The 22,143-nt window shown below is 70.7% G+C and carries 25 protein-coding genes; 10 read left to right on the top strand and 15 right to left on the bottom strand.

The features are described 5' to 3' along the window. Nucleotides 1–844, top strand: an 844-nt coding sequence (locus StrepF001_RS30145; protein WP_129801359.1) for an alpha/beta hydrolase, incomplete at its 5' end; no start/stop codon positions are given. A 30-nt stretch (nucleotides 845–874) separates the two neighbouring features. Here the strand turns inward: StrepF001_RS30145 and StrepF001_RS30140 are convergent. Beyond that, nucleotides 875–1,777, bottom strand: a complete 903-nt coding sequence (locus tag StrepF001_RS30140; protein WP_129801358.1) for an NYN domain-containing protein — start codon at nucleotides 1,775–1,777, stop codon at nucleotides 875–877. A gap of 216 nt (nucleotides 1,778–1,993) precedes the next feature. Between StrepF001_RS30140 and StrepF001_RS30135 the strand changes: the two genes are divergently transcribed. Then, nucleotides 1,994–2,146, top strand: coding sequence for a hypothetical protein (locus tag StrepF001_RS30135; RefSeq protein ID WP_129801357.1), 153 nt, complete (start codon nucleotides 1,994–1,996; stop codon nucleotides 2,144–2,146). 82 nt (nucleotides 2,147–2,228) lie between these two features. Here StrepF001_RS30135 and StrepF001_RS30130 read toward each other — a convergent pair whose 3' ends face one another. The 4 genes from StrepF001_RS30130 to StrepF001_RS30115 all read right to left on the bottom strand — a co-directional run bounded on the left by StrepF001_RS30130 (nucleotide 2,229) and on the right by StrepF001_RS30115 (nucleotide 5,364). Then, entirely contained in the window at nucleotides 2,229–2,834 is a 606-nt protein-coding gene (locus StrepF001_RS30130; RefSeq protein WP_129801356.1) for a MarC family protein, read from the bottom strand. Between the two features lie 56 nt (nucleotides 2,835–2,890). Next, on the bottom strand, nucleotides 2,891–3,748 hold the full coding sequence (locus tag StrepF001_RS30125) for a PHP domain-containing protein (protein ID WP_129801355.1): 858 nt from the start codon (nucleotides 3,746–3,748) through the stop codon (nucleotides 2,891–2,893). Nucleotides 3,749–4,029: 281 nt separating this feature from the next. Continuing rightward, nucleotides 4,030–4,671 (bottom strand): DUF6758 family protein, encoded by a 642-nt coding sequence (locus tag StrepF001_RS30120; protein ID WP_129801354.1) that lies wholly within the window; start codon nucleotides 4,669–4,671, stop codon nucleotides 4,030–4,032. Nucleotides 4,672–4,779: 108 nt separating this feature from the next. After that, complete coding sequence (locus StrepF001_RS30115) at nucleotides 4,780–5,364, bottom strand: suppressor of fused domain protein (protein ID WP_129801353.1); 585 nt, start codon at nucleotides 5,362–5,364, stop codon at nucleotides 4,780–4,782. Between the two features lie 462 nt (nucleotides 5,365–5,826). Between StrepF001_RS30115 and StrepF001_RS30110 the strand changes: the two genes are divergently transcribed. Both StrepF001_RS30110 and StrepF001_RS30105 read left to right on the top strand, forming a co-directional pair. Continuing rightward, nucleotides 5,827–6,942 carry a magnesium and cobalt transport protein CorA gene (locus StrepF001_RS30110; protein ID WP_129801352.1) on the top strand — a complete coding sequence of 372 codons (1,116 nt, stop codon included), beginning with the start codon at nucleotides 5,827–5,829 and terminating at the stop codon, nucleotides 6,940–6,942. Nucleotides 6,943–6,964: 22 nt separating this feature from the next. Then, complete coding sequence (locus StrepF001_RS30105; RefSeq protein ID WP_129801351.1) at nucleotides 6,965–7,477, top strand: hypothetical protein; 513 nt, start codon at nucleotides 6,965–6,967, stop codon at nucleotides 7,475–7,477. 23 nt (nucleotides 7,478–7,500) lie between these two features. On the opposite strand, the gene StrepF001_RS30100 is transcribed toward StrepF001_RS30105, so the two are convergent. Then, nucleotides 7,501–8,253 (bottom strand): hypothetical protein, encoded by a 753-nt coding sequence (locus StrepF001_RS30100; protein WP_206306984.1) that lies wholly within the window; start codon nucleotides 8,251–8,253, stop codon nucleotides 7,501–7,503. A 201-nt stretch (nucleotides 8,254–8,454) separates the two neighbouring features. Here StrepF001_RS30100 and StrepF001_RS30095 point away from each other — a divergent pair, with 201 nt between their 5' ends. The 3 genes from StrepF001_RS30095 to StrepF001_RS30085 are packed head-to-tail and all read left to right on the top strand — an operon-like array spanning nucleotide 8,455 to nucleotide 11,510. Then, nucleotides 8,455–9,744, top strand: a complete 1,290-nt coding sequence (locus StrepF001_RS30095; protein WP_129801350.1) for a CBS domain-containing protein — start codon at nucleotides 8,455–8,457, stop codon at nucleotides 9,742–9,744. After that, nucleotides 9,734–10,333 (top strand): DUF1003 domain-containing protein, encoded by a 600-nt coding sequence (locus StrepF001_RS30090; RefSeq protein WP_129801349.1) that lies wholly within the window; start codon nucleotides 9,734–9,736, stop codon nucleotides 10,331–10,333. Before StrepF001_RS30095 ends, StrepF001_RS30090 begins: the two co-directional genes overlap by 11 nt. A 43-nt stretch (nucleotides 10,334–10,376) precedes the next feature. Continuing rightward, on the top strand, nucleotides 10,377–11,510 hold the full coding sequence (locus StrepF001_RS30085) for an Mrp/NBP35 family ATP-binding protein (RefSeq protein ID WP_129801348.1): 1,134 nt from the start codon (nucleotides 10,377–10,379) through the stop codon (nucleotides 11,508–11,510). Between the two features lie 69 nt (nucleotides 11,511–11,579). Here the strand turns inward: StrepF001_RS30085 and StrepF001_RS30080 are convergent, their stop codons facing one another. The 5 genes from StrepF001_RS30080 to sigE all read right to left on the bottom strand — a co-directional run bounded on the left by StrepF001_RS30080 (nucleotide 11,580) and on the right by sigE (nucleotide 16,810). Further along, complete coding sequence (locus tag StrepF001_RS30080; RefSeq protein WP_129801347.1) at nucleotides 11,580–12,236, bottom strand: hypothetical protein; 657 nt, start codon at nucleotides 12,234–12,236, stop codon at nucleotides 11,580–11,582. Nucleotides 12,237–12,424: 188 nt separating this feature from the next. After that, nucleotides 12,425–12,856, bottom strand: coding sequence for a sec-independent translocase (locus StrepF001_RS30075; RefSeq protein ID WP_129801346.1), 432 nt, complete (start codon nucleotides 12,854–12,856; stop codon nucleotides 12,425–12,427). 165 nt (nucleotides 12,857–13,021) lie between these two features. Beyond that, complete coding sequence (locus tag StrepF001_RS30070) at nucleotides 13,022–14,911, bottom strand: trypsin-like peptidase domain-containing protein (protein ID WP_240797742.1); 1,890 nt, start codon at nucleotides 14,909–14,911, stop codon at nucleotides 13,022–13,024. Between the two features lie 109 nt (nucleotides 14,912–15,020). Beyond that, the gene (locus StrepF001_RS30065) at nucleotides 15,021–16,040 is read right to left on the bottom strand and encodes a zf-HC2 domain-containing protein (protein WP_129801345.1); all 1,020 of its coding nucleotides are present in this window, start codon (nucleotides 16,038–16,040) and stop codon (nucleotides 15,021–15,023) included. Then, nucleotides 16,037–16,810, bottom strand: a complete 774-nt coding sequence (gene sigE, locus StrepF001_RS30060) for an RNA polymerase sigma factor SigE (protein ID WP_240797741.1) — start codon at nucleotides 16,808–16,810, stop codon at nucleotides 16,037–16,039. Before sigE ends, StrepF001_RS30065 begins: the two co-directional genes overlap by 4 nt. A 172-nt stretch (nucleotides 16,811–16,982) precedes the next feature. Here sigE and StrepF001_RS30055 point away from each other — a divergent pair, with 172 nt between their 5' ends. Next, nucleotides 16,983–17,681: an O-methyltransferase gene (locus StrepF001_RS30055; RefSeq protein WP_129801344.1), complete on the top strand. Its 699-nt coding sequence runs from the start codon at nucleotides 16,983–16,985 to the stop codon at nucleotides 17,679–17,681. Between the two features lie 111 nt (nucleotides 17,682–17,792). Here the strand turns inward: StrepF001_RS30055 and StrepF001_RS30050 are convergent, their stop codons facing one another. After that, nucleotides 17,793–17,960 (bottom strand): DUF3117 domain-containing protein, encoded by a 168-nt coding sequence (locus StrepF001_RS30050; RefSeq protein WP_003966491.1) that lies wholly within the window; start codon nucleotides 17,958–17,960, stop codon nucleotides 17,793–17,795. A 377-nt stretch (nucleotides 17,961–18,337) separates the two neighbouring features. On the opposite strand from StrepF001_RS30050, the gene StrepF001_RS30045 reads away from it, so the two are divergent. Beyond that, nucleotides 18,338–19,147, top strand: coding sequence for an enoyl-CoA hydratase-related protein (locus StrepF001_RS30045; protein WP_129801343.1), 810 nt, complete (start codon nucleotides 18,338–18,340; stop codon nucleotides 19,145–19,147). A 98-nt stretch (nucleotides 19,148–19,245) separates the two neighbouring features. On the opposite strand, the gene StrepF001_RS30040 is transcribed toward StrepF001_RS30045, so the two are convergent. Then, a complete protein-coding gene (locus StrepF001_RS30040) occupies nucleotides 19,246–19,917 on the bottom strand; it encodes a DNA-3-methyladenine glycosylase I (RefSeq protein WP_276322849.1) in 672 nt (223 codons plus the stop codon). Then, on the bottom strand, nucleotides 19,914–20,264 hold the full coding sequence (locus StrepF001_RS30035) for a DivIVA domain-containing protein (protein ID WP_129801342.1): 351 nt from the start codon (nucleotides 20,262–20,264) through the stop codon (nucleotides 19,914–19,916). Before StrepF001_RS30035 ends, StrepF001_RS30040 begins: the two co-directional genes overlap by 4 nt. A 145-nt stretch (nucleotides 20,265–20,409) precedes the next feature. Between StrepF001_RS30035 and folP the strand changes: the two genes are divergently transcribed. Further along, complete coding sequence (gene folP, locus StrepF001_RS30030) at nucleotides 20,410–21,270, top strand: dihydropteroate synthase (RefSeq protein WP_129801341.1); 861 nt, start codon at nucleotides 20,410–20,412, stop codon at nucleotides 21,268–21,270. Between the two features lie 110 nt (nucleotides 21,271–21,380). Here the strand turns inward: folP and StrepF001_RS30025 are convergent, their stop codons facing one another. Further along, entirely contained in the window at nucleotides 21,381–22,139 is a 759-nt protein-coding gene (locus StrepF001_RS30025; RefSeq protein WP_129801340.1) for a TIGR00730 family Rossman fold protein, read from the bottom strand. Nucleotides 22,140–22,143 lie beyond the last annotated feature (4 nt).

Raw genomic sequence — 22,143 nt, 5'->3', positions numbered from 1 at the left:
GCCCCCCGGCGCCCGCGCCTACCCCCTGCGCACCGGGCGCGGGGAGTTCGCCGTCGTCGACACGCCCGTGGCACCCGGCGTCGAGCACAAGGGAACGGCGTTGCTGCTGCCCGGTTTCACCGGCAGCAAGGAGGACTTCCGTCTGATGCAGGGGCCGCTCGCCGAGCGCGGGTACCGGACGGTGGCCGTGGACGGACGGGGGCAGTTCGAGTCGGACGGACCGGCGGACGACGAATCGGTGTACACGCAGCCCGAGTTGGCACGGGACGTGCTCGCCCAGGCCGAGGCCTTCGGCACGCCGGTGCATCTCCTCGGGCATTCTCTGGGCGGGCAGATCGCCCGGGCCGCGGCCCTGGTCGACCACTCCCCCTTCGTCTCGCTCACCTTCATGGCCTCGGGCCCGGCGCAGATCTCCGTCTCCCAGCAGCAGCGCGTGAAGCTGTTGCGGGACGCGCTCTCCGTGATGAACATGACCGAGGTGTGGGAGGCGATCCAGGCCATGGGCCCACCGGAGGACGTGGGCGGGCCGGCCCGTGGCCTCGGCGGTCCGGAACTGCTGCGCCGCCGCTGGCTCGGCAACAAACCGGCCCAACTCATGGCGACGGGCCGCCAGTTGTGCACGGAGCCGGACCGGGTCGCCGAACTCGCCGGGGTTCCGCTGCCGTTCCACGTTCTGTCGGGTGCACGCGACGACACCTGGCCGGTGCCGCTGCTGGACGACATGGCCGCACGGCTGGGTGCGCACCGCACGGTCGTGGAGCGCGCCGAGCACTCACCGAACGCGGACCAGCCCCTGCCGACGGCCCACGCGATCGCCGACTTCTGGGATCGCGTGCCCCGTTAGCACTGCGTCCGCAGGTGGTTCCAGAACCCGTCAGTACTGCGCCTGCAGATGGTTCCAGAACCCGTCCCGCAGTGACCGGCGCAGGTCCGCCTGGCCGCGCAGCGAGTACTGAAGGATGCCCTCCGCCTCCACCAGCAGGTCCTGGTCCACGGAGCCGGGGAGATACGGATGGCCGGGCAGCAGTTCCACCAGAGCCTCCCGCCCTCGCGCGGCCAGCCACTTCGCCGCGATCTGCGCGCCGACGAAGCGGACGTCCTCCCGGCTGGGCCGGGTGGCGGCGGTGGCCTCGTAGGCGGCGGTGCGCCGGGAGACGTACGGCTTGAAGAATTCGAGGTCGAGGGTGCGCTGGCTGTCGACCTCCCAGAGGAGGGGCTCCGCCTGGTTGCGGCCCTCGGGCGCCTCGATGCCCCACAGGTGCACCCGCGCGCCGTATCCCTGCGCCGCCTCGACCGCCGACACCAGGTCCTCGTCGCCGCCGAGGAGGGCCGCGTCGCTGATGGCGCGGTGCCGGGCGAGGGACTCCAGGTCGGTCCGGATCAGTGAATCGACGCCCTTTTGCTGGTTGTTGGCGTTGAGGTTGCCCAGGCGGACCTTCACGTCGGGCAGTTCGGCGATGGACTGCTGCTCGGCGGTGTGGATACGGCGCCGGGCGCCGTCGTACCAGTAGACCCGCAGCAGCCGGCTGTCCGCGAAGACCGTGCGGGCCCGGTCGATGAGCGCATCGATCAGCCCTTCGGCGTCGAGGTCGAAGGCCCGCCGGTCCTCGGTGCCGGCGACGAGCCGTCCCGCGGCCGCATACAGATACCCGGCGTCGACAAAGATGGCGTGGGTCGAGGGTGTCTTCGCCACCTCGGCGAGCATGCGCTGCAGCAGCTCGTTCGTGCGGTCGATACGGGCGGACAAAGCCGCGAGGTCGTCGTTCATTGACTCCATTGTCCCGCTGGTCACGCTGCGAACACAACCAGTCCCGGTTAGTCTCGAACCAGCGGCTTACCAGACAGTAGTTAGCCGTTCGAAAATTTTCTTTAGCGTAGGGAATGTTTGTAACAAGCGTGCTGTTCCATATCCATGGAACCCGGGGCACATCCGCCCCATGGGCCCTCCATCAGTAGTTCTCCTCAGGAGGATGACCAGACGAAGGGAGAAGCCATGCGCTTCGAAATCATGCGACTCGACGACGTGGACGGCACGCCCGTGGACACGACCGTCGTGGACGCCGCCTCCGTCAACCGGATCGTTCAGCAAGCCGCCGCCATCGGACAGCGACTGTGGATCCGTCCGGCCGACACCTCGGCTTCATAACACGGATCACCCATCCAAGCTTCAGGGCCCCGTACGGTCACACCGTACGGGGCCCTGCTGTTGCCGCCGGGGCAGGACAACGCTAGCTGCCCTGGATCACCTGGGTGACCCCGTTGATGATCTGCTGCACGGCGATCGCGGAGAGCATCATCCCCGCGAGCCGCGTCACGAGGACGACACCGCCGTCCTTGATGATCCGGATGATCACCAGGGAGTAGCGCATCACCAGCCACAGGACGACATGGATGGCGAGGATGGCGGACCACACCGACACCTGCGTGCCGACGCTGTCCGCCTTCTGCACGGCCAGGATGACCGACACGATCGCACCGGGTCCCGCCAGCAGCGGCATGCCCAGCGGTACGAGGGCGACGTTGACGTCCTTGGTCTGCTTGGGTTCGTCCGTCTTGCCGGTGAGCAGGTCGAGCGCGATCAGCAGGAGCAGCAGCCCGCCGGCGATCATCAGCGCGGGCACGGACACGTGCAGGTAGTTGAGGATCTGATGCCCGAGCACCCCGAAGACGGTGATGACACCGCCGGCCACACAGACGGCCTGGAACGCCATCCGCTTCTGCACCTTGGCGGGCCGCCCCGCGGTCAGGGCGAGGAAGATCGGGGTGATCCCAGGGGGATCCATGATGACAAAAAGGGTCAGAAAGAGAGAGCCGAAGACGGCGACGTCGAACATGGGGAAGTACAGGCCTTGCGAGAAGCGAACGGACGTGAGCGGGGGGGTGGTGCGCCTCAGGCCCCGCCGGTCCCCGGCACCGGGAACGCCCCGGTCGCCCTCCGGGTGATCTCCCCGTACACCTCGGGGTCGGTCGCGTACTCGCCCAGCGAGACGGTCTTGCGGCTGCCGTGGTAGTCGCTGGAACCGGTGACCAGCAGCCCCAGCTCCTTGGCCAGCCCGCGCAGCCGCGCCCGGGTGTCCGGGTCGTGGTCCATGTGGTCGACCTCGATGCCGTCGAGCCCGGCGACGGCCAGCTCGACGATCGCCGATTCCGGCACCGTCCGCCCCCGCTTGGCGGCGCCGGGATGCGCGAACACCGCAACGCCACCCGCGCCCTTGATCAGCCGGATCGCCTCGAAGGGATCGGTCTCGTGCTTCTCCACGTAGGCCCGCCCGCCGTCGGCCAGCCAGTCCTGCGTGAACGCGTCGCCCACGGTCGGTACGACACCCAGCTCGACCAACGCGGAAGCAACGTGCGGCCTGCCGACCGAGCCGTCACCGGCGATCCGGGCGACCTGCTCCCAGGTGACCGGCACGCCCAGCTCGTTCAGCTTGGCGATCATGCCCTTGGCCCGCGGCACCCGGTCGTCGCGCACCAGCTCGCGCTCGGCGAGCAGCGTGGGCTCCTCGGCATCGAAGAGGTAGGCGAGCATGTGCATGCTGATGCCGTCGATACGGCAGGACAGCTCGGCGCCGGTGACAAGAGTGAGCCCCTCCGGCAGCGCGGCGATCGCCTCGGCATGCCCGCGGGTGGTGTCATGGTCGGTCAGCGCGACGACGTCCAGTCCGGCCGCGGCGGCATTGCGCACAAGCTCGGCCGGGGTGTCCGTACCGTCGGAAGCGGTGGAGTGGGTGTGCAGATCTATGCGCACGACGCGGACTCCAGGCGATGACGGGACGGCAGGGACGCCCCAAGGATAGCGGGTCGATGGGCCTGCCGTTGTCACAATCGAAACGCCGGTTCGCCCCCTACAGGCAGCCCGTCAGCGCCGCCAGGGGCGCGAGGCTGTGTCGATATGCGGCTTCTCCCCCACTCTCGGCTTCGCTCGAGCGGGGGGACCCCCATGAGCGGGGCCCCCACCGTGGGCGCGATCAACCAACGACGACCCGCACCCGGCCATCGCCCTCAACGCGCCCCGAACCTCACCCGCCCCTACGGATGAAGCAAGCGCGGCGACAACGCCCCGCACGGCACCAGATCCACCTCGGCCCCCGCGTCCCGCACATCCGTCAGCACCAGCTCGTCGTACATCAACAGCCCCGACTGCTCGGGCCAGACGACCGCCCACAGCCACAGCCCGCGCGCCTCGCCCGCGAAGACCGCCCGGTCGGCCGGACCGCCGGAGACGTGCCAGAGCGGAGTGGGGCGGCCGGCGGCCAGCACCTTGGCCTGGGGCGGCTTACCGACGTCCATGTACGGCCCCGGGTCCGGCCCGTCGATGCCCGCGTACCGCGCGCCGAGGCCGACGCCGAGTTCCTCGGCGACCAGGATCAGTTCGCCTATGCCGCCGAGCGGGCCCGGTCCGGAGCAGGCCACGGCCGTGGCGCGGCCGCCGCTTCGGTCGTCACCGGCGCAGGCCACGCCCGTGAACAGCCAGCCGACCGGTAGCGGCCACGGCATCCACACCGGCACCTGCGTGCGATGCACCACGACACTGAGGGCCTCGACGCTGGGCGGGATCACGGGCTGCAGCGGATGCACGGTGCCGTGGACATCGCACTGCCAGGAATCGGCGAAGAGTCCGGGAGCCCTGACCCGGCCACCACACTTCGGGCAACTGGGTTCGCCCCTCATAGGGCTCCACGGTCCTACCCCGGCTGCGCCACGTCAAGGACGATCACCCGTCCGGACGGAACGCCCGGGCCGGGAAAAGATGTTGGGTGAGCTTCCTCACTCAAGGATTCAGTCCAGTGGAACAGACTTGCGGACCGGGTCCCTGAGGTCCGTCCCCTGGGTCAGCCACCGCTCCTGGAGGGCCTGCGCGCCGTGCACCCGCTTCCACGCGGCCTCGTTGGGAGTCATGGGCAGCAGGGGCAGGAACCGTACGGGATCGAGGGGCTCGTCCAGCTCCAGGTCCTCGACCAGCCCGCCGGGCTCTGCCACCAGGACGGAGGTGAACGGGGCGCCGGGCCACAGCGGCTCGCCGACGTCGAGCGAGGCGCCGGGTGCCACGACCACGCCCTCGACCTGCGGAGACGCGGCGAGCACGGCGAGCGGACGGAGCACCTTGTCGGTGTCGGCGACACCGGACCGCACGGAGAGAACCAGCTCGGCGCGGGGCCCCTTGACCGGGTCGGCGAGCATCGCGGTGGGGTCGGCCATGGGCTGGGCGGACATGCCGAGCGTGGCGTAACGGACGACGTCCCCTTCCTGGAAACGCAGCACCTCGATGCGGTCCGTACCGAGGAAGGTGACCGCGGCGCGTGCGTCCGGTTCACCCAGCGCGGTGCGCAACCGGGCCTCGACCAAAGGGAGAACATCAGCCATGCAGCGAGCATAGAACTCGTCAGGACCGGGCAAACGAGCGCCTTGACACTGCAGTCGGCTGATACTCTTGGCCAGGTTCGGGGCAGCACGCAGAAGCGTCGCGGTCAAGTCCCGACGCCGACGACACTCCCTTACGAGGGACCGGCCGGAGGAGGTGGGGCTGCAATGGACCGAAGTCGACCGTGCAGTACCACCCGCTCTTCCGACCGCTGACGTAGCTCTGGCTCTGCCGGCTGCCACCTCTCGTTGCGTATCTCCACGCGGAAGAGCACTTCGTTTCGCTTTGCCTGATCTGTCTGACCTGCATCAGCAGCTGAATCAGCAACGAAGGTCACCACCGCGACGGTGCGGTGCTCCCCGCTTTGTGGACGTGCCAAACATCCCGCAAGTCAGGACGTCCCCATTCCGGGCAGTTCCACCCGTCGCAGCGGACTTTCGCTGCTCGTTGCGAAGGAGCCTGCCATGTCGATGATCCGCGACCTCCGAGCTGCGGTCCGCCCGTCGCGTCCCCTGCTGCGCAAGGACACCGGGGCGTACGACACCACGCGCGACCCCGGGACGACCTCCGCCGTCGTCGACTGCGCCATCTACCGCGACGGCGCCCGCATCCAGTCGTCGCAGCCGCTGACCCCGCACGAGGCGATGCGCCGGGTGCGGCGCGACGGGGGCTTCGTGTGGATCGGTCTGCACGAGCCGACCGAGGCCGAATTCGCCGGTATCGCCAGTGAGTTCGGGCTGCACCCGCTGGCGGTCGAGGACGCCGTCCAGGCGCACCAGCGGCCGAAGCTGGAGCGCTACGACGACTCCCTGTTCACCGTCTTCAAGACCATCCACTACGTCGAGCACGACGAACTCACCGCCAACAGCCAGGTCGTCGAGACCGGCGAGGTGATGTGCTTCACCGGCCGGGACTTCTTCATCACCGTCCGGCACGGCGGCCAGGGCTCCCTGCGGGCGCTCAGGCACCGGCTGCAGGACGACCCCGAGCTGCTCGCCAAGGGCCCCTCGGCGGTGCTGCACGCGATCGCCGACCACGTCGTGGACGGTTACATCGCGGTCGCCGACGCGGTGCAGGACGACATCGACGAGGTGGAGACGGAGGTGTTCTCGCCAGGCCGGAAGGGCGCGCCGCGGGGTACCGACGCCGGTCGGATCTACCAGCTCAAGCGTGAGGTCATGGAGTTCAGGCGGGCGGTGCAGCCGCTGATGCGGCCGCTGCAGCTGCTCAGTGAGCGGCCGATGCGGCTGATCGACCCCGACATCCAGAAGTACTTCCGGGACGTCGCCGACCACCTGGCCCGGGTGCAGGAGCAGGTGACCGGCTTCGACGAGCTGCTCAACTCCATTCTCCAGGCCAACCTCGCGCAGGCGTCCGTCGCGCAGAACGAGGACATGCGCAAGATCACGTCCTGGGCCGCGATCATCGCCGTACCGACGATGGTCTGTGGTGTGTACGGCATGAACTTCGATTACATGCCGGAACTGCGCTGGAAGTTCGGGTACCCGATGGTGCTCGGGATCACGGCGATGATCTGCTTCGGCATCCACCGGACGCTGAAGCGCAACGGATGGCTGTGAGCGGCCTCGTTACGCTTCTCCCATGACTGGTGAGCTGCTCGAGAGGGCCCTCGTCGAGGAGGCCACGAAGAAGTCCGGCCTCATCTGGGTGAAGGGGCCCGGTGCTGCGGCCCGTGCCCTGTGGCATGTGTGGCACGAGGGTGCGGCCTGTGTCGTCGGCGACGGACCGGGCGAACAGCCGCTGCCGGGGCTGGCCGACGGGGCCTCGGCCGAGGTGACCGTCCGCAGCAAGGACAAGGGGGGCCGGCTGGTCTCCTGGACGGCGAAGGTCGTGGAACTGACGTCCGGTTCCGAGGCGTGGGAGGCCGCCGTCGCCGAGTTGAAGGGCAAGCGGCTCAACGCACCTGACGGTGAGGCGATGACCGAGCGGTGGGGGCGCGAGTGCCGGGTGCTCCGCCTGGAGCCGACGGGGACGACGCAGCCCCTGCCCGACGGCTCCCTGGCCGAGCAGCCGCTGCCGACTCCGGCGACGACGCGGGAGCCGATGCCTGCGGGGCTGCCGCGGTTGCTGATGAAGAAGCGGCGGCGCAAGTAGCGGCGGCCAGGGCCGGACAGGTCCTAGGACGTCGGCAGCTGTTGGCCGTAGTCCACCGTCTCGTCCTTCGCCGGCTGCTCCAGGGCGAAGTTCTTGCCCCAGTCGGAGAAGCTGAGGGTGCCCGCGCCGCCGGCGCGGACCAGGCGCAGGGGGTACGGCTTGCCCTCCAGGGAGACGTCCAGCGTGCCGCCGGAGCCCCGGTCGCCGGTGATGCGGATGGTGCGGACGCCGGACTGTTCGTGGTGGCCGTCGGTCTGCAGGGAGCCGTGCAGGGTCAGCAGGCTCTTGAGGAGGACGTCCTTGTCGGTGAAGCCACTGAAGCGCTTGTAGGAGGGGTCGCCCTGCGGCACCTTCACATACTTGCCGTCGAGCTTGTCGGCCGCGGCCGCGTCCCCTTCGTCGCCCTCGCCCTTCCCGTTGTTCCAGAACTCCGCCTCGGCCATGAGGAACAGTTCCTCACCGACCCGCAGCAGTTTGAACGTCGCCCCCTCCGCGGTGACCGACCCGCTGCCCCCGTCCGACTTCAGGCGCATGTCGAGCTTGTACGTGCTCCCGCCGGCGACGACCGTCCCCGACAGCCGGACCGCGGCGGCGGCCTCCGCCGCCGTGCGGGTCTGGGCCTGGATCTTGTCGGCAGGGAGCTTGCCCACCCCGTTCGTGCCCGCGTTCGGATCTTCCTCGCTACACCCCGTCAGCGCCGTCCCCGTCACGACCAGTGCACACATCGCGCTCACCAGCGCGGTCCGGCGAGTACGGCCCTGGGGCATCGCAGTCACAGGTGGTGCTGCCTTTCTGACGTGGATCCTGAGCGGCGTACCGCAGCGTACCGGGGCTGTGCGCACCAGGCGGAGCCAGTCCGTCCGGACCGCTCACCAGGGCGTATCCGATCGGGACGGGCTAGCCTGAAGCCCAACCGAGCGAGCAATTCAACAAGAACAGAGCAAAAGCAACGGACGGTATGAAAAGGAGGCGCAGCCATGGTCGCGGGCGCCCCCCGGATCTTCGTCTCGCACCTGTCCGGCGTCGCCGTCTTCGATCCGAACGGCGACCAGGTGGGCCGCGTGCGCGATCTGGTCGCCATGCTGCGCGTCGGCCGCCGGCCCCCGCGGCTGCTCGGGCTGGTCGTCGAACTCGTCACCCGCCGCCGGATCTTCCTGCCCATGACCAGGGTGACCAGCATCGAGTCCGGCCAGGTCATCGCCACCGGTGTGGTCAACGTCCGCCGTTTCGAGCAGCGTCCCACGGAGCGGCTCGTGTTCGGTGAACTCCTCGACCGGCGCGTCAGGCTCGTCGAGACCGACGAGGAGGTCACCGTCCTCGATCTGTCCGTGCAGCAGTTGCCGGCCCGCCGCGACTGGGAGGTGGACCGTGTCTTCGTGCGCAAGGGCAGGAAGGGCGGCGCCTTCCGGCGCGCCAAGGGCGAGACGCTGACCGTCGAGTGGTCCGCCGTCACCGGTTTCTCCCTGGAGGAGCACGGGCAGGGCGCCGAGAGCCTGCTCGCCACCTTCGAGCAGCTGCGCCCCGCCGATCTGGCGAACGTCCTGCACCACCTCTCCCCCAAGCGGCGCGCCGAGGTCGCCGCCGCCCTCGACGACGACCGCCTGGCCGACGTCCTCGAAGAGCTCCCGGAGGACGACCAGATCGAGGTCCTCGGCAAGCTCCAGGAGGAGCGTGCCGCCGACGTCCTGGAGGCGATGGACCCGGACGACGCGGCCGACCTGCTCTCCGAGCTGCCGGAGGAGGAGAAGGAGCGGTTGCTGAGCCTGATGCAGCCCGCCGACGCGGCCGACATGCGGCGCCTGATGGCGTACGAGGAACACACCGCCGGCGGTCTGATGACCACCGAACCGATCGTGCTGCGCCCCGACGCCACCGTCGCCGACGCCCTCGCCCGGGTCCGCAACCCCGATCTCTCCCCCGCCCTCGCCGCCCAGGTGTACGTCTGCCGCCCGCCCGACGAGACGCCGACCGGCAAGTACCTGGGCACCGTCCACTTCCAGCGGCTGCTGCGCGACCCCCCGTACACCCTGGTCAGCTCGCTCGTCGACGACGACCTGCAGTCCCTCGCCCCGGGCGCGGCGCTGCCCCTGGTCGCCGGGTTCTTCGCGACGTACGACATGGTCGCGGCGCCGGTCGTCGACGAGTCCGGGTCGCTGCTGGGCGCGGTGACCGTGGACGACGTACTGGACCACATGCTGCCCGAGGACTGGCGGGAGACGGAGTTCGAACTCGACGAGGGCGAAGGGGTGGTCGCCCATGGCTCCTGAGCGAGAGACGGCGCGTGAGATGGTCCGGGAGCGCATTCCGGTGGGCGCCACGGCGACCACGCGCCCCCGCCCCCGCCTGGACCAGCCGCGCGCGCCCCGGCGCCGGATCCTGCCCGAGTGGGACCCGGAGGCCTTCGGGCGGCTCTCGGAGCGCATCGCGCGCTTCATCGGCACCGGACGGTTCCTCGTCTGGATGACCGTCGTGATCATCGTGTGGGTGCTGTGGAACGTGTCCGTGCCCAGCGGTCTGCGCTTCGACGAGTACCCGTTCATCTTCCTGACGCTCGCCCTGTCCCTGCAGGCGTCGTACGCGGCCCCGCTCATCCTGCTCGCACAGAACCGGCAGGACGACCGCGCCCGGGTCGACCTGGAACAGGACCGCAAGCAGAACGAGCGGTCGATCGCGGACACTGAGTACCTGACCCGGGAGATCGCCGCCCTGCGCATCGGCCTCGGGGAGGTGGCGACGCGGGACTGGATGCGCTCCGAACTCCAGGACCTGGTCAAGGAGCTGCAGGACGGACACCACGACGGTCATCGCGTATTCCCGGCAGAACGGTCAGGGGTACGTGACGTAGACGACCGCTGACGGGCTTTCCGAGGTCCCCGCCGGGCGCCGTACCATCGTCCTTATGGCTACGGAAGACGCGGTGCGCGAAGCACTGGCGACGGTGAACGACCCCGAGATCAACCGGCCCATCACCGAGCTCGGAATGGTCAAGTCGGTGGAGATCGGCGCGGACGGAACGGTCGCGGTCGCCGTGTACCTGACGGTCTCCGGCTGCCCCATGCGCGACACGATCACCCAGCGGGTGACCGAGGCGGTCTCCCGGGTGGAGGGCGTCACCCGCGTCGACGTGACGCTCGACGTGATGAGTGACGAGCAGCGGCGCGAGCTGGCTACCGCCCTGCGCGGCGGCCAGGCCGAGCGCGAGGTCCCCTTCGCCAAGCCGGGCTCGCTGACCCGCGTGTACGCGGTCGCCTCCGGCAAGGGCGGCGTCGGCAAGTCGTCCGTCACGGTCAACCTGGCGGCGGCGATGGCGGCGGACGGTCTGAAGGTCGGTGTCGTCGACGCCGACATCTACGGCCACTCCGTGCCGCGCATGCTGGGCGCCGACGGGCGTCCCACCCAGGTCGAGAACATGATCATGCCACCGTCCGCGAACGGCGTGAAGGTCATCTCCATCGGCATGTTCACGCCGGGCAACGCGCCCGTGGTGTGGCGCGGCCCGATGCTGCACCGGGCGTTGCAGCAGTTCCTGGCGGACGTCTACTGGGGCGACCTGGACGTCCTGCTGATGGACCTTCCGCCCGGCACCGGCGACATCGCCATCTCCGTGGCCCAGCTGGTCCCGAACGCCGAGATCCTGGTCGTGACGACCCCGCAGCAGGCCGCGGCCGAGGTCGCGGAGCGGGCCGGCTCCATCGCCGTACAGACCCACCAGAAGATCGTCGGTGTGGTCGAGAACATGTCCGGCCTGCCCTGTCCGCACTGCGGCGAGATGGTCGACGTCTTCGGCACGGGCGGCGGCCAGTCGGTGGCCGACGGCCTCACCCGCACCACGGGCACGAGCGTCCCCGTCCTCGGTAACATCCCCATCGACGTCCGCCTCCGCGAGGGCGGCGACGAGGGCAAGCCGGTGGTCCTCACCGACCCGGACTCCCCGGCGGGCGCGGCCCTGCGCTCGATCGCGGGCAAGCTGGGTGGCCGGCAGCGGGGCCTGTCGGGCATGTCGCTGGGCATCACGCCGCGCAACAAGTTCTAGAACTTTCCGGAAGTGGTACGAGGTCGGGGCGCCGTCTGTGCAGACGGCGCCCCGACCTCGTCATCCTTGTTACGCGTACTCCGCGATGTCCTTGATCACGGCGAAACCCAGACCGTACGCGCTCATACCCCTGCCGTACGCCCCCAGGTGGAGCCCCTGCTCCGTCGTTCCCGCGAGCACCCACCCGAACTCGGACTCCCGATAGTGGAAGGACGTGGGAACGCCGTCCACCGGCAGGGACAGCGTCGACCAGTCCTCGCCGGCGAGATCGTCCGCGAGGACCCACGCCGTCTCCGTCTGCTGCTCCAGCCAGTCGTCCCGCAGGGTGTGGTCCATCTGCGCGGGCCAGGTGAAGGACAGCAGCCCCACTCCGGCGAGCCAGGCCGCCGAGGAGACCGACGTGGCTTCCAGGAGCCCCGTACCGTCCGCGCTGCGCCGCACCGGGTTGGCCGCGACGGTCACCACGACCGCGAACCGTTCCCGGTCCTCCGCCGTCTCACCCCGCACCGAGGGCTCGTCACCGTGGCCGATGGAACCGTGCTCCACGGCCCCGTCGGCCGTCGTACCGACCTGCATCAGCCAGCGCGGGCCCGTGAACGCCTCGTCGAGGCCGTACCAAGGGAAGGGCGCGCGCAGGTAGCCGTCGACCGTACGCCGGTCCGAGGGGAGCTGTTGTCCGCCCTCCGCGGCCGGCGCCTGTGCGACTGCCCGACTCGTCGTCTCCATGTGCCCGGACGCCTCCTCGCTCTCGTCGGACCGGGCGGCCCGCCCCCCTTCGGACGTACTCGTCCGGTCCGCACAACAACTCGGCAGCATATCCACACCGCTGCGGGCCGCAGGGAATGCACCCGGCGCGTGGGTCGCCCGGAGGGCGCGTTCAGGCCGCTCGGGCGCGGGGATACGGGCTCGGGTGATCAGGTGGCGTCCGCGTCGAAGGGCGGGCGCTCGTCGGGCTTCTTCGTCATGTCGACGCGGGCGCCCGAGGAAGCCGGGGAAGCCGACGGGGTGGTGGGCGTCTCGGTGTCACGGCCCTGCACCGCGTCCGTGACCTCGGCCATCTCCTTCTTCAGGTCGAAGCCGTTGCGGATCTCCTTCAGCCCCAGGTCGTCGTTGTCCATCTGCTTGCGGATGAACGTCTTGGGGTTGAGGTCCTCGAACTCGAAGTCCTTGAACTCCGGGCCCAGCTCCTGCCGGATGTCCTGCTTCGCGCTCTCCGAGAACTCGCGGATCTTCCGGACCGTGCGCATCACGTCCTGGATGACCTTCGGGAGCTTGTCCGGACCGAAGACGAGCACGGCGAGGACGATGAGCGTCACCAGCTCTAGCGGTCCTATGTCATTGAACACCTGAAGCTCCTTGCGATGTCCCGGGCCGGATCCACGGTACCCGCCGATCCTGTCCGACCGGTACCGTCCCGTGACCCCCGAGTGCGTGTAAGTGAGCGGTTTTCCGGTTGTTTGCCTTGTGGGGGCGGGTTCGGGGTCCGATCCATGAGGTTTGTGTGAGTTGGCTCAGTCGCCGTCGGAGGAGCCGAGCTCCAGGGAGATCGTCCGCTCCTTGCCGTCGCGTACGACGGTCAGCTGCAGGCGGTCGCCGGGCCGGTGGGCGCGGGTCTTGACGATCAGTTCCTCGCCGGAGTGGATGCGCTGGCCGTCGACCTCGGTGATGACGTCACCCGCCTCGATGCCGGCCTTGTCACCGGGGCCGTTGCGGGTGACCGGGGGTCCGCCGTCGTTGCCCTTGGTGCCGACGCGGGCGCCGTCGCCGGTGTAGTTCATGTCGAGGGTGACGCCGATGACCGGGTGGGTCGCCTTGCCGGTGCTGATCAGCTCCTCGGCGACGCGTTTGCCCTGGTTGACGGGGATGGCGAAGCCGAGGCCGATGGAGCCGGCCTGGCCGCCGTCGAGGTCGGAGCCGCTGTCGGCGGAGCGGATCGCGGAGTTGATGCCGATGACGCGGGCCTGCGCGTCGAGCAGGGGGCCGCCGGAGTTGCCGGGGTTTATGGGGGCGTCGGTCTGCAGGGCGTCGACGTAGGAGACGTCGCTGCCGTCGCCGCTCTCGCCGCCGGCCGTGATGGGCCGCTCCTTGGCGCTGATGATTCCGGAGGTGACGGTGCCGGCCAGGTCGAAGGGCGCGCCGATGGCGACGACCGGGTCGCCGACCTGGACGTTGTCGGAGTTGCCGAGCGGCAGGGGCTCCAGCCCGCTCACCCCGCGCACCCGCACCACGGCGAGGTCGTAGCCGCCGTCCCGGCCGACGACCTCGGCCTTCGCGGTGTCGCCGCTGTGGAAGGTGACGGTGATCTCGCCGTCGTCTCCGGCGGGCTCGACGACGTGGTTGTTGGTGAGGATGTGGCCACGGTCGTCGAGTACGAAGCCGGTGCCGGTGCCACCTGCCTCGGCGCCGCTGACGTGCAGGGTGACCACGCTGGGCAGGGCCCGGGCGGCGATCCCGGCCACGCTGTCCGCGGCCCGCCCGGCGGGCTCTTTTCCGGCCTGCGGCAACTCCACCTCCCCGACGCCGCCGTTCCGCTCCAGATACGCCCCTACGGCCCCACCGACACCCCCGGACACCAGCGCGACCAGCACCACGCCGACCAGGAGCACCTTCATACCCCGCCGGTGCCGCTGCTCCTGCGTGAGCACGGCGGCACCGGTCTGCTGAAGGGGGGCGGGAGTCGGTGCGGCGCCGGGACGGGCGGCCGCCGCGGCCAGGGGTCGTAGCGGTGCCAGGGGTTGGTGGGGGTGGGCTGTCGGGGGTTCCGGCCGGGGCGGGCGGGAGGGCGCCGGGGTGGGGGCGGACGCGCCCGGCGCGGGAGCCGACGCGGGCGCCCGGGGTGGGCGTGGGCGGCCGGGCACGGGGCCGGCGTGGGCGGGCCGGGCACGCCCGCTACGGGAGCCGGTCCCGAGATGTCTGTGCCGGGTGCGGGGCGCCGTGCGAGGGTGCCGGGGCGCCGGGCACGGGGGCTGCCGGTGTCGGCGTGGACATGCCGTGCTGCGGAGCGGGCGCGGTATCGCCGTGCCGTTCGCGGGTGTGGCCGCCGGTATCCCCGTGCCGTTCGCCGGTGTGGCCGCCGGGTGCTGCACCGGCGGGGCCGGCGCCCAGGGTCCGGGCTCGCCGTACGGCGGGGTGCTGTAGGGGTCGGGGTCGTGCAGGGGCTTCTCGGCAGCGGGCGGGGCGTCCGGGGCCACGCCCGCTGCCGGGACGGAACCCGACTCTTCGGCGGACGCCGGAGCCGCAGACACCGTCCCCTCGGCCACATCCTCCGGGCGCCTCAGTTCGAAGTCGCCCTCGGAGGACGCCGCGTCGCTTCGGGCCGCTGCGGAGCGGTCCGGTTCATAACCCCCTCCGGCGTCGCCAAAGGGCGACGCAGGGCCCTGCGTGGGCTTCCCCTCGTTCATGCTCTCCCCACAGCCGGCCGCGGCACGGCTCGTCATTGGTGGCCGCAGTTCGTCGGTTCCGCGCCGGTCGCCATGACGTGGGCGCGGTTCACCCTGGATTCAACCAGGTTCACGCGCCGGGGTGCAGCGGCCGGTCAGCGGGGTGTGGCGGAGGGGGACGAGGACGGGGCGGGCTCGCGTCGGGACCGGGCGCCGCGAGCAGGCCGGGGGCCGTGATCTCCGGTGCCGTCGACCATGTGGTCAGGGAGATCGGCGGGGCCGTCGAGAGCGGACGTATCAGCGGGGACATCGCGGCAGCACCGGCCACCACGGGCGCCGCAAGCGTGTGCAGGCGCGCCTCGGCCTGCGCGGCGAGCGGCGCCGGCGCTCCGGGCAGGAGCGGCGCGGACACCTCCGTCGGGGCCACCGGGGTGTCCCCGAGGGCCCGTCCGCCCTGGCTCTGCGCGAGAAGGGGGCCGACCCCGCGGCGCCGCTGGTTGTCGGGCACCGTCGCGGCTCCCGCTCCCGGCGTACGCATCGGCGTCACCTTGCTGCCGTTCCCGGAGCCGCCGCGGGTGTCCGTGTCGCCCGGCGCACCCGTGGTCACGCCGCCCAGCGCGATCGCGGCCAGCGACACCGCACCGGCGGCGACGAACGCGAACCGCCGCCCGCGCGAGGCCGCCGCACGCTCGGCCTCACTGCGGCCGACGTCATGGATACGGAAGCCCCGCTGTGCGCCGGAGGCCGGGAGTACGGGCGCGTGGGAGGCGGCAGAGACGTAGTCGAACTCAAAGCGCTCTCCCCGCCTCAGGCCGAAGACACCGGGCGCCCCGGTGCGTCCGGGGAGTCCGCCGCCGAATCCTCCCCCCACCGGCGGTACACCGCCGTCGGCGTCACCTCCCCCGGGCAACCCCTGAAGGCGCGCCAGGAAGCTCTCGGAGGGCGGCGGCGGGGCGGCCTCCGCGAAGACGTTCTTCAGCCGGCGCTGGGCGTCGACCTCCGCCTTGCACTTCGGGCAGGTCGCCACGTGCGCCAGCACGCGCTCACGCGTGTCATGACCGAGCTCACCGTCGACCAGGGCGGCGAGTCGGTCTCCCAGATGCTGCTCTGCGAGGTGTCCCTCGGCAGGGTTCGGCCGTGATCCACTCACGCGGACGCGCCCCCTCCCCCCAGAGCGGGAACGCGGGCCACGAAGGAGCGGCGCTCGGCGCGCGCCTCCGGCGAGCGGTGCGCGAGGGCCTTGCGCAGCTGCGAACGGCCACGGTGGATCCGGGAGCGGACCGTGCCGAGCTTCACGCCGAGCGTCGCGGCGATCTCCTCGTACGACAGTCCTTCGATGTCGCACAGGACGACCGCGGCACGGAACTCGGGTGCGAGGGTGTCGAGGGCCTGCTGGACGTCCGCGTCGAAGTGCGCGTCGTTGAGGACCTGCTGCGGGGTCGGCTCACGGCTGGGCAGCCGCTCGGCCGCGTCCTCACCGAGGGCGTCGAAGCGGATGCGCTGCTTGCGGCGGACCATGTCCAGGAAGAGGTTCGTGGTGATGCGGTGCAGCCAGCCCTCGAACGTGCCCGGCGTGTACGTGGAAAGGGAGCGGAAGACGCGGACGAAGACCTCCTGGGTGAGGTCCTCGGCGTCGTGCTGGTTGCCCGTGAGGCGGTACGCCAGCCGGTAGACGCGGCCACTGTGCGTGCTGACGATCTCCTCCCACGTGGGCGGAGTCCACGCCTGCCCGTCCGCGTCGGTGGAGAACGTCGCGGTCCGGTCGTGGTCAGCGGCGTGGCTGAGGTCAGCAGCGGTGTCGTTCACGGATTTCGGCCTGCCCGCCGACCCGAGGAAGCGCCGCAGCACTCCTGCCCGGTTCAAAGGCACAGCCGCACCTCCCCTGTCAGCTCTGGTGGTGTCCAGTGGAGCCCCTACCATAGCCACCTCGTCCGTTAGCTCCGGATAAGCGGTTTTACGAGAAATTGATCTGTGCTGGTACAGCTGATGCGGTTGATGCGGCTGCGTCAGCACTTGCTCGGCGTCCCGCGAGTCGTCGTGATCCAACCGTGTCCCCCGCTCCTGTCTCCCACCCTTCTAAACGCCCGGTCCCATCTGCGGGTTCCCGGCGGCAACGGATACAGTCACGCCCAGGCAACCACGGGGACAGGAGAGGGTCATTACCGGCAACCGGCAGACGAGCTGGGCGTTCGCCGACGCCTATGTCGCCGAGGACGAAGCGCTGCGCTGGGCCCGTGACCGGGCCCGCGAAGCAGGGCTGCGCTCGGTGTCGCCCGGCACGGGCGCCGCGCTGAGGTTGCTGGCCGCTTCCGTGGACGCCAAGGCCATCGCGGAGATCGGCACCGGGACCGGTGTGTCAGGGATTCATCTGCTGTTCGGGATGCGGCCGGACGGCGTCCTGACCACCGTGGATCCCGAGCCCGAGCACCAGCAGTTCGCCCGGCAGGCCTTCCGTGCTTCGGGGTTCGCCAGCAATCGCGCCCGTTTCATCCCGGGCCGCGCCCTGGACGTCCTTCCGCGGCTCGCGGACGCCGGCTATGACCTCGTCTTCTGCGACGGCGACCGGCTGGAGGTGCTGGAGTACCTCGCTGAATCGTTGCGCCTGCTGCGTCCCGGCGGGCTGGTCGTGTTCGAGGGTGTCTTCGCGAACGGCCGCACGGTGGACTCGGGGCCCCAGCCGACGGAGGTACTGCGGCTGCGGGAGCTGCTGCGCGCAGTGCGCGAGAGCCAGGAACTGGTGCCGTCGCTGCTGCCGGTGGGCGACGGGTTGCTGTGCGCGGTGAAGCGATAACCCCGGGCGAGAGCCCTGAGCGACAACCCCTGGCCGGTCGACCTGGGCAAACAGTCGCCCCGGCACCGAATACGGTGCCGGGGCGACTGAAAGGGTATGGTCGCCTGCGGGTCAGCCCACAACCTTCTTGAGGGCGTCGCCGAGCGCGTCGGCCTCGTCCGGGGTCAGCTCGACGACGAGCCGACCGCCGCCTTCGAGCGGAACGCGCATGACGATGCCCCGCCCCTCCTTGGTCACCTCGAGCGGGCCGTCACCCGTCCGCGGCTTCATGGCCGCCATGCTCGTTCCCCTTCCTGAAAACCAGCTCATCGTCAAAGCCGACGGCCCGCTGAAGGGCACGCGCGGTCCGTGAGGGGACACGCGACACCGGCATCGAACACATTGCTTCCAAGCCATTATCCCGCATCTCACGACCCGATGACCAACATCAGTCGGCATCGCTTGGGCAACGCGCGCGAGCAAAACCACTCAATTCGGCGATGTAACTGCGATACTGCGCAGCCGCACGGACTTCCGCGGAGCGGAAGCCGGGACACATTCTTTGACGCAGGTCACATGGACGCTCGGGGCCGTTGCCGGTGATCTCCGCCATGCTGTCCTCAGACAGGACGTACTGCCCGGTACGCCCGCAGCCGCAACTCCGGAGGGGATACGCCATGGCCGACACCGTGCTCTACGAGGTGAGCGACGGGCTTGCGACGATCACGCTGAACCGCCCCGAGGCGATGAACGCGCTGAACATCGAGACCAAGGTCGCCCTCAGGGAGGCGGTCCAGTCCGCGGCGGCGGACGACGCCGTACGGGCGGTGCTGCTGACCGCGTCCGGGGACCGGGCGTTCTGCGTGGGGCAGGACCTCAAGGAGCACATCGGGCTGCTGGCCGCCGACCGGGAGGCGGGCGAGGGCGAAGGGCAGACGATGAGCACGGTGCGGGAGCACTACAACCCGATCGTGCGGGCGCTGGCGGGCATGGCGAAGCCGGTGGTCGCGGGCGTGAACGGAGTCGCGGCCGGGGCAGGCTTCGGCTTCGCGCTCGCCGCGGACTACCGGGTGGTGGCCGACACCGCCGCCTTCAACACGTCCTTCGCCGGTGTGGCGCTGACCGCCGACTCCGGGATCTCCTGGACCCTGCCGCGCGTCGTCGGGCCGGGGCGGGCCGCCGACCTGCTGCTGTTCCCGCGGAGCATCAAGGCGCAGGAGGCGTACGAGCTGGGGATCGCGAACCGGGTCGTGCCCTCGGAGTCGCTGCGCGGCGAGGCGGAGACCGTCGCGCGGGCGCTGGCCGAGGGGCCGACGGTGGCCTATGGGGCGATCAAGGAGGCGGTGGCGTACGGGCTGTCCCACTCCTTGACGGAGACGCTGGAGAAGGAGGACGAGCTGCAGACTCGGGCGGGGTCCTCGGAGGACCATGCGATTGCGGTGCAGGCCTTTGTGAACAAGGAGAAGCCGAAGTATTTGGGGCGGTGAGTCCTGCTGGCGTCGGCGCGTTGTCACCCGGCGTCGGTGTGGGCCTCGCTGGGGGCTGCCGCCCCCAGGCCCCCGCTTCGGCCTGAACGGCCTCGTCCTCAAACTCCCCCACTCTCGGCTTCTCCCCCACGCTCGGCTTCGCTCGCGCGGGGGGACCCCCATGAGCGGGGGGACCCCCACGACGGGCTGGTAATACGCGCCACGCATCCTTCCAAGTGGTCGTCGACCAACCCGCACGCCTGCATCAACGCATACGCCGTCGTCGGGCCCACGAAGCGCAGGCCCCGCTTCTTCAGGGCCTTGGACAGGGCCGTCGACTCGGGCGTGACCGCCGGGACGTCGGACAGCGTCTTCGGAATCGGGCGGGTCGCCGCGTCGGGGGCGTGGGACCAGATCAGGGCGTCCAGCTCGCCCGGGGACCAGTCGGCCAGCACGCGCGCGTTGGCGAGGGTCGCGTCGATCTTGGCGCGGTTGCGGATGATGCCGGGGTCGGCGAGCAGGCGCTCGCGGTCGGCGTCCGTGAAGGCGGCCACCTTGGCGATCTCGAAACCGGCGAAGGCGGCACGGAAGCCGGGGCGGCGGCGCAGGATGGTGATCCAGGACAGGCCGGACTGGAAGGCCTCCAGGGCCAGCCGCTCGAACAGCGCGTCGTCGCCGTGGACCGGGCGGCCCCACTCCGCGTCGTGATACGTCACGTAGTCCTCGGTGGACAGGGCCCAGGGGCAGCGCAGCGCGCCGTCCGGGCCTGCCAGTGCCGTGCCGTTGCTCACCGGTCCTCCTCCGGCCCGTGTTTCTCCAGGGAGGCGCGGGCTGCGGCCCGGGCGCCGGCCAGGGCGGACTCCAGGTCGGCGATCCGGGCGTCGCGCTCGGCGAGCTCGGCGGCGAGGCGGCCCAGGGCGTCGTCCACGTCCGCCATGCGGTAGCCGCGGGCAGCGAGCGGGAAGCGCAGGGAGTCGACGTCCGCCCGGGCGACCGGGCGGTCCGGGGGCAGCGGGTCGTGGAGCCGCTCGGGGGCCGCCTCGGGCAGCGGACCGTGCTCGCCGCCGCCCACCACGGCGAGTGTCACCGCCGCGACGACGACGGCGAGGGCCACGACCAGGAACAAGAACATCACCATCGCTGAAGGTCCCCACGCGGAGTGTGCCGGCCTTCGCCGACATCGAATGTGTCAGGGTCCGATCGTGCCATGCGAGTCTGACAGTTAGGGTCGCAGGCGGTCGGAAAGGCCGCGGGCCAGGACGTACGAGAAGAGGTCACAGGGGATGCTCAGGCTGGGCAGGCGGGAGTTCCACCCGCACGAGCCGGTGATCATGGCGATCGTGAACCGGACCCCGGACTCCTTCTACGACCGCGGGGCCACCTTCCACGACGAGCCCGCCCTCGCGCGCGTGGAGCAGGCGGTGGCGGAGGGGGCCACGATCATCGACATCGGCGGGGTCAAGGCCGGCCCGGGCGAGGAGGTGACCGCCGAGGAGGAGGCACGGCGGACGGTCGGGTTCGTGGCGGAGGTCCGGCGGCGGTTCCCGGACGTCGTGATCAGCGTGGACACCTGGCGGCACGAGGTCGGCGAGGCCGTGTGCGAGGCCGGGGCGGATCTGCTGAACGACGCATGGGGCGGGGTGGATCCGCGGCTCGCGGAGGTCGCCGCGCGGTACGGGGTGGGGCTGGTGTGCACGCATGCCGGCGGTGCGGAGCCGCGTACCCGGCCGCATCGGGTGACGTACGACGACGTCATGGCCGACATCCTGCGGGTGACCGTCGGGCTGGCCGAGCGGGCGGTGTCGCTGGGGGTACCGCGGGAGTCGGTGCTGATCGATCCCGGGCACGACTTCGGGAAGAACACCCGGCACAGTCTGGAGGCGACGCGCAGGCTCGGGGAGATGGTGGAGACCGGGTGGCCGGTGCTGGTGTCGCTGTCCAACAAGGACTTCGTGGGAGAGACGCTGGACAAGCCCGTCAAGGAGCGGGTGATCGGCACGCTGGCGACGACTGCGGTGTCCGCGTGGCTCGGGGCGCAGGTGTACCGGGTGCACGAGGTGGCGGAGACGCGGCAGGTGCTCGACATGGTGGCGTCGATCGCCGGGCATCGTCCTCCGGCGGTGGCCCGGCGGGGGCTGGCGTAGCCGTTTCTCGCCCCCGCCGCCTTCCGTCCCATCCCAGGGCTCCGCCCTTCGACCCCGCCAGGGGCTCTGCCCCTGGACCCCCGCTCCTCAATCGCCGGAGAGGCTGGTTTTCAGCGCCCCGCCTCCTTCGACACCAACGCCACCGCCTCCTCCACGTCGTCCGTGACATGGAAGAGGTGCAGGTCCTTCTCCGAGGCCTTGCCCTGGGCGACCAGGGTGCTGCGGAGCCAGTCGACGAGGCCGCCCCAGTACTGGCTGCCGAAGAGGACGATCGGGAAGCGGGTGACCTTCTGGGTCTGGACGAGGGTGAGCGCCTCGAAGAGTTCGTCCAGGGTGCCGAGGCCGCCCGGCAGGACCACGAAGCCCTGCGCGTACTTGACGAACATCATCTTCCGGACGAAGAAGTAGCGGAAGTTGAGGCCGATGTCGACGTAGGGGTTCAGGCCCTGCTCGAAGGGCAGCTCGATGCCGAGGCCGACCGAGATGCCGCCCGCCTGGCACGCGCCCTTGTTGGCGGCCTCCATCGCCCCGGGGCCGCCGCCCGTGATGACCGCGAAGCCCGCCTCGACCAGGCCTCGGCCCAGGCGGACACCGATGTCGTATTCCGAGGAGTCCACCGGCGTACGAGCAGAGCCGAACACGCTGATGGCGGGCGGGAGTTCGGCCAGCGTGCCGAATCCCTCGATGAACTCCGACTGGATGCGCAGGACTCGCCAGGGGTCCGTGTGGACCCAGTCCGACGGGCCGCCCGCGTCCAGCAGTCGCTGGTCCGTCGTGCTCGCCGTCACCTGGCTCCGCCGACGGAGGACCGGGCCGAGGCGCTGCTCCTCCGGCGGCTGCTTCTTGCCCTCAGGGTTGCCGGTGGCCATGTGC

Source organism: Streptomyces sp. F001, from assembly GCF_004187715.1.
GTDB lineage: Bacteria > Actinomycetota > Actinomycetes > Streptomycetales > Streptomycetaceae > Streptomyces > Streptomyces flavusporus.
This window is presented reverse-complemented; position numbering and strand designations above follow the sequence as displayed.

Bases quoted from the DNA above. Each gene is read 5' to 3' on its own strand.
- StrepF001_RS30110 (WP_129801352.1), top strand. From the start codon at position 5,827: ATGTCGATGATCCGCGACCTCCGAGCTGCGGTCCGCCCGTCGCGTCCC.
- StrepF001_RS30025 (WP_129801340.1), bottom strand. From the start codon at position 22,139: ATGGCCACCGGCAACCCTGAGGGCAAGAAGCAGCCGCCGGAGGAGCAG.
- StrepF001_RS30035 (WP_129801342.1), bottom strand. From the start codon at position 20,264: ATGGTGATGTTCTTGTTCCTGGTCGTGGCCCTCGCCGTCGTCGTCGCG.
- StrepF001_RS30085 (WP_129801348.1), top strand. From the start codon at position 10,377: ATGGCTACGGAAGACGCGGTGCGCGAAGCACTGGCGACGGTGAACGAC.
- StrepF001_RS30090 (WP_129801349.1), top strand. From the start codon at position 9,734: ATGGCTCCTGAGCGAGAGACGGCGCGTGAGATGGTCCGGGAGCGCATT.
- StrepF001_RS30120 (WP_129801354.1), bottom strand. From the start codon at position 4,671: ATGAGGGGCGAACCCAGTTGCCCGAAGTGTGGTGGCCGGGTCAGGGCT.
- StrepF001_RS30050 (WP_003966491.1), bottom strand. From the start codon at position 17,960: ATGGCGGCCATGAAGCCGCGGACGGGTGACGGCCCGCTCGAGGTGACC.
- StrepF001_RS30140 (WP_129801358.1), bottom strand. From the start codon at position 1,777: ATGGAGTCAATGAACGACGACCTCGCGGCTTTGTCCGCCCGTATCGAC.
- StrepF001_RS30070 (WP_240797742.1), bottom strand. From the start codon at position 14,911: ATGAACGAGGGGAAGCCCACGCAGGGCCCTGCGTCGCCCTTTGGCGAC.
- StrepF001_RS30080 (WP_129801347.1), bottom strand. From the start codon at position 12,236: ATGGAGACGACGAGTCGGGCAGTCGCACAGGCGCCGGCCGCGGAGGGC.
- StrepF001_RS30045 (WP_129801343.1), top strand. From the start codon at position 18,338: ATGGCCGACACCGTGCTCTACGAGGTGAGCGACGGGCTTGCGACGATC.
- StrepF001_RS30130 (WP_129801356.1), bottom strand. From the start codon at position 2,834: ATGTTCGACGTCGCCGTCTTCGGCTCTCTCTTTCTGACCCTTTTTGTC.
- StrepF001_RS30135 (WP_129801357.1), top strand. From the start codon at position 1,994: ATGCGCTTCGAAATCATGCGACTCGACGACGTGGACGGCACGCCCGTG.
- sigE (WP_240797741.1), bottom strand. From the start codon at position 16,810: ATGGTAGGGGCTCCACTGGACACCACCAGAGCTGACAGGGGAGGTGCG.
- StrepF001_RS30115 (WP_129801353.1), bottom strand. From the start codon at position 5,364: ATGGCTGATGTTCTCCCTTTGGTCGAGGCCCGGTTGCGCACCGCGCTG.
- StrepF001_RS30105 (WP_129801351.1), top strand. From the start codon at position 6,965: ATGACTGGTGAGCTGCTCGAGAGGGCCCTCGTCGAGGAGGCCACGAAG.
- folP (WP_129801341.1), top strand. From the start codon at position 20,410: ATGCTCAGGCTGGGCAGGCGGGAGTTCCACCCGCACGAGCCGGTGATC.
- StrepF001_RS30095 (WP_129801350.1), top strand. From the start codon at position 8,455: ATGGTCGCGGGCGCCCCCCGGATCTTCGTCTCGCACCTGTCCGGCGTC.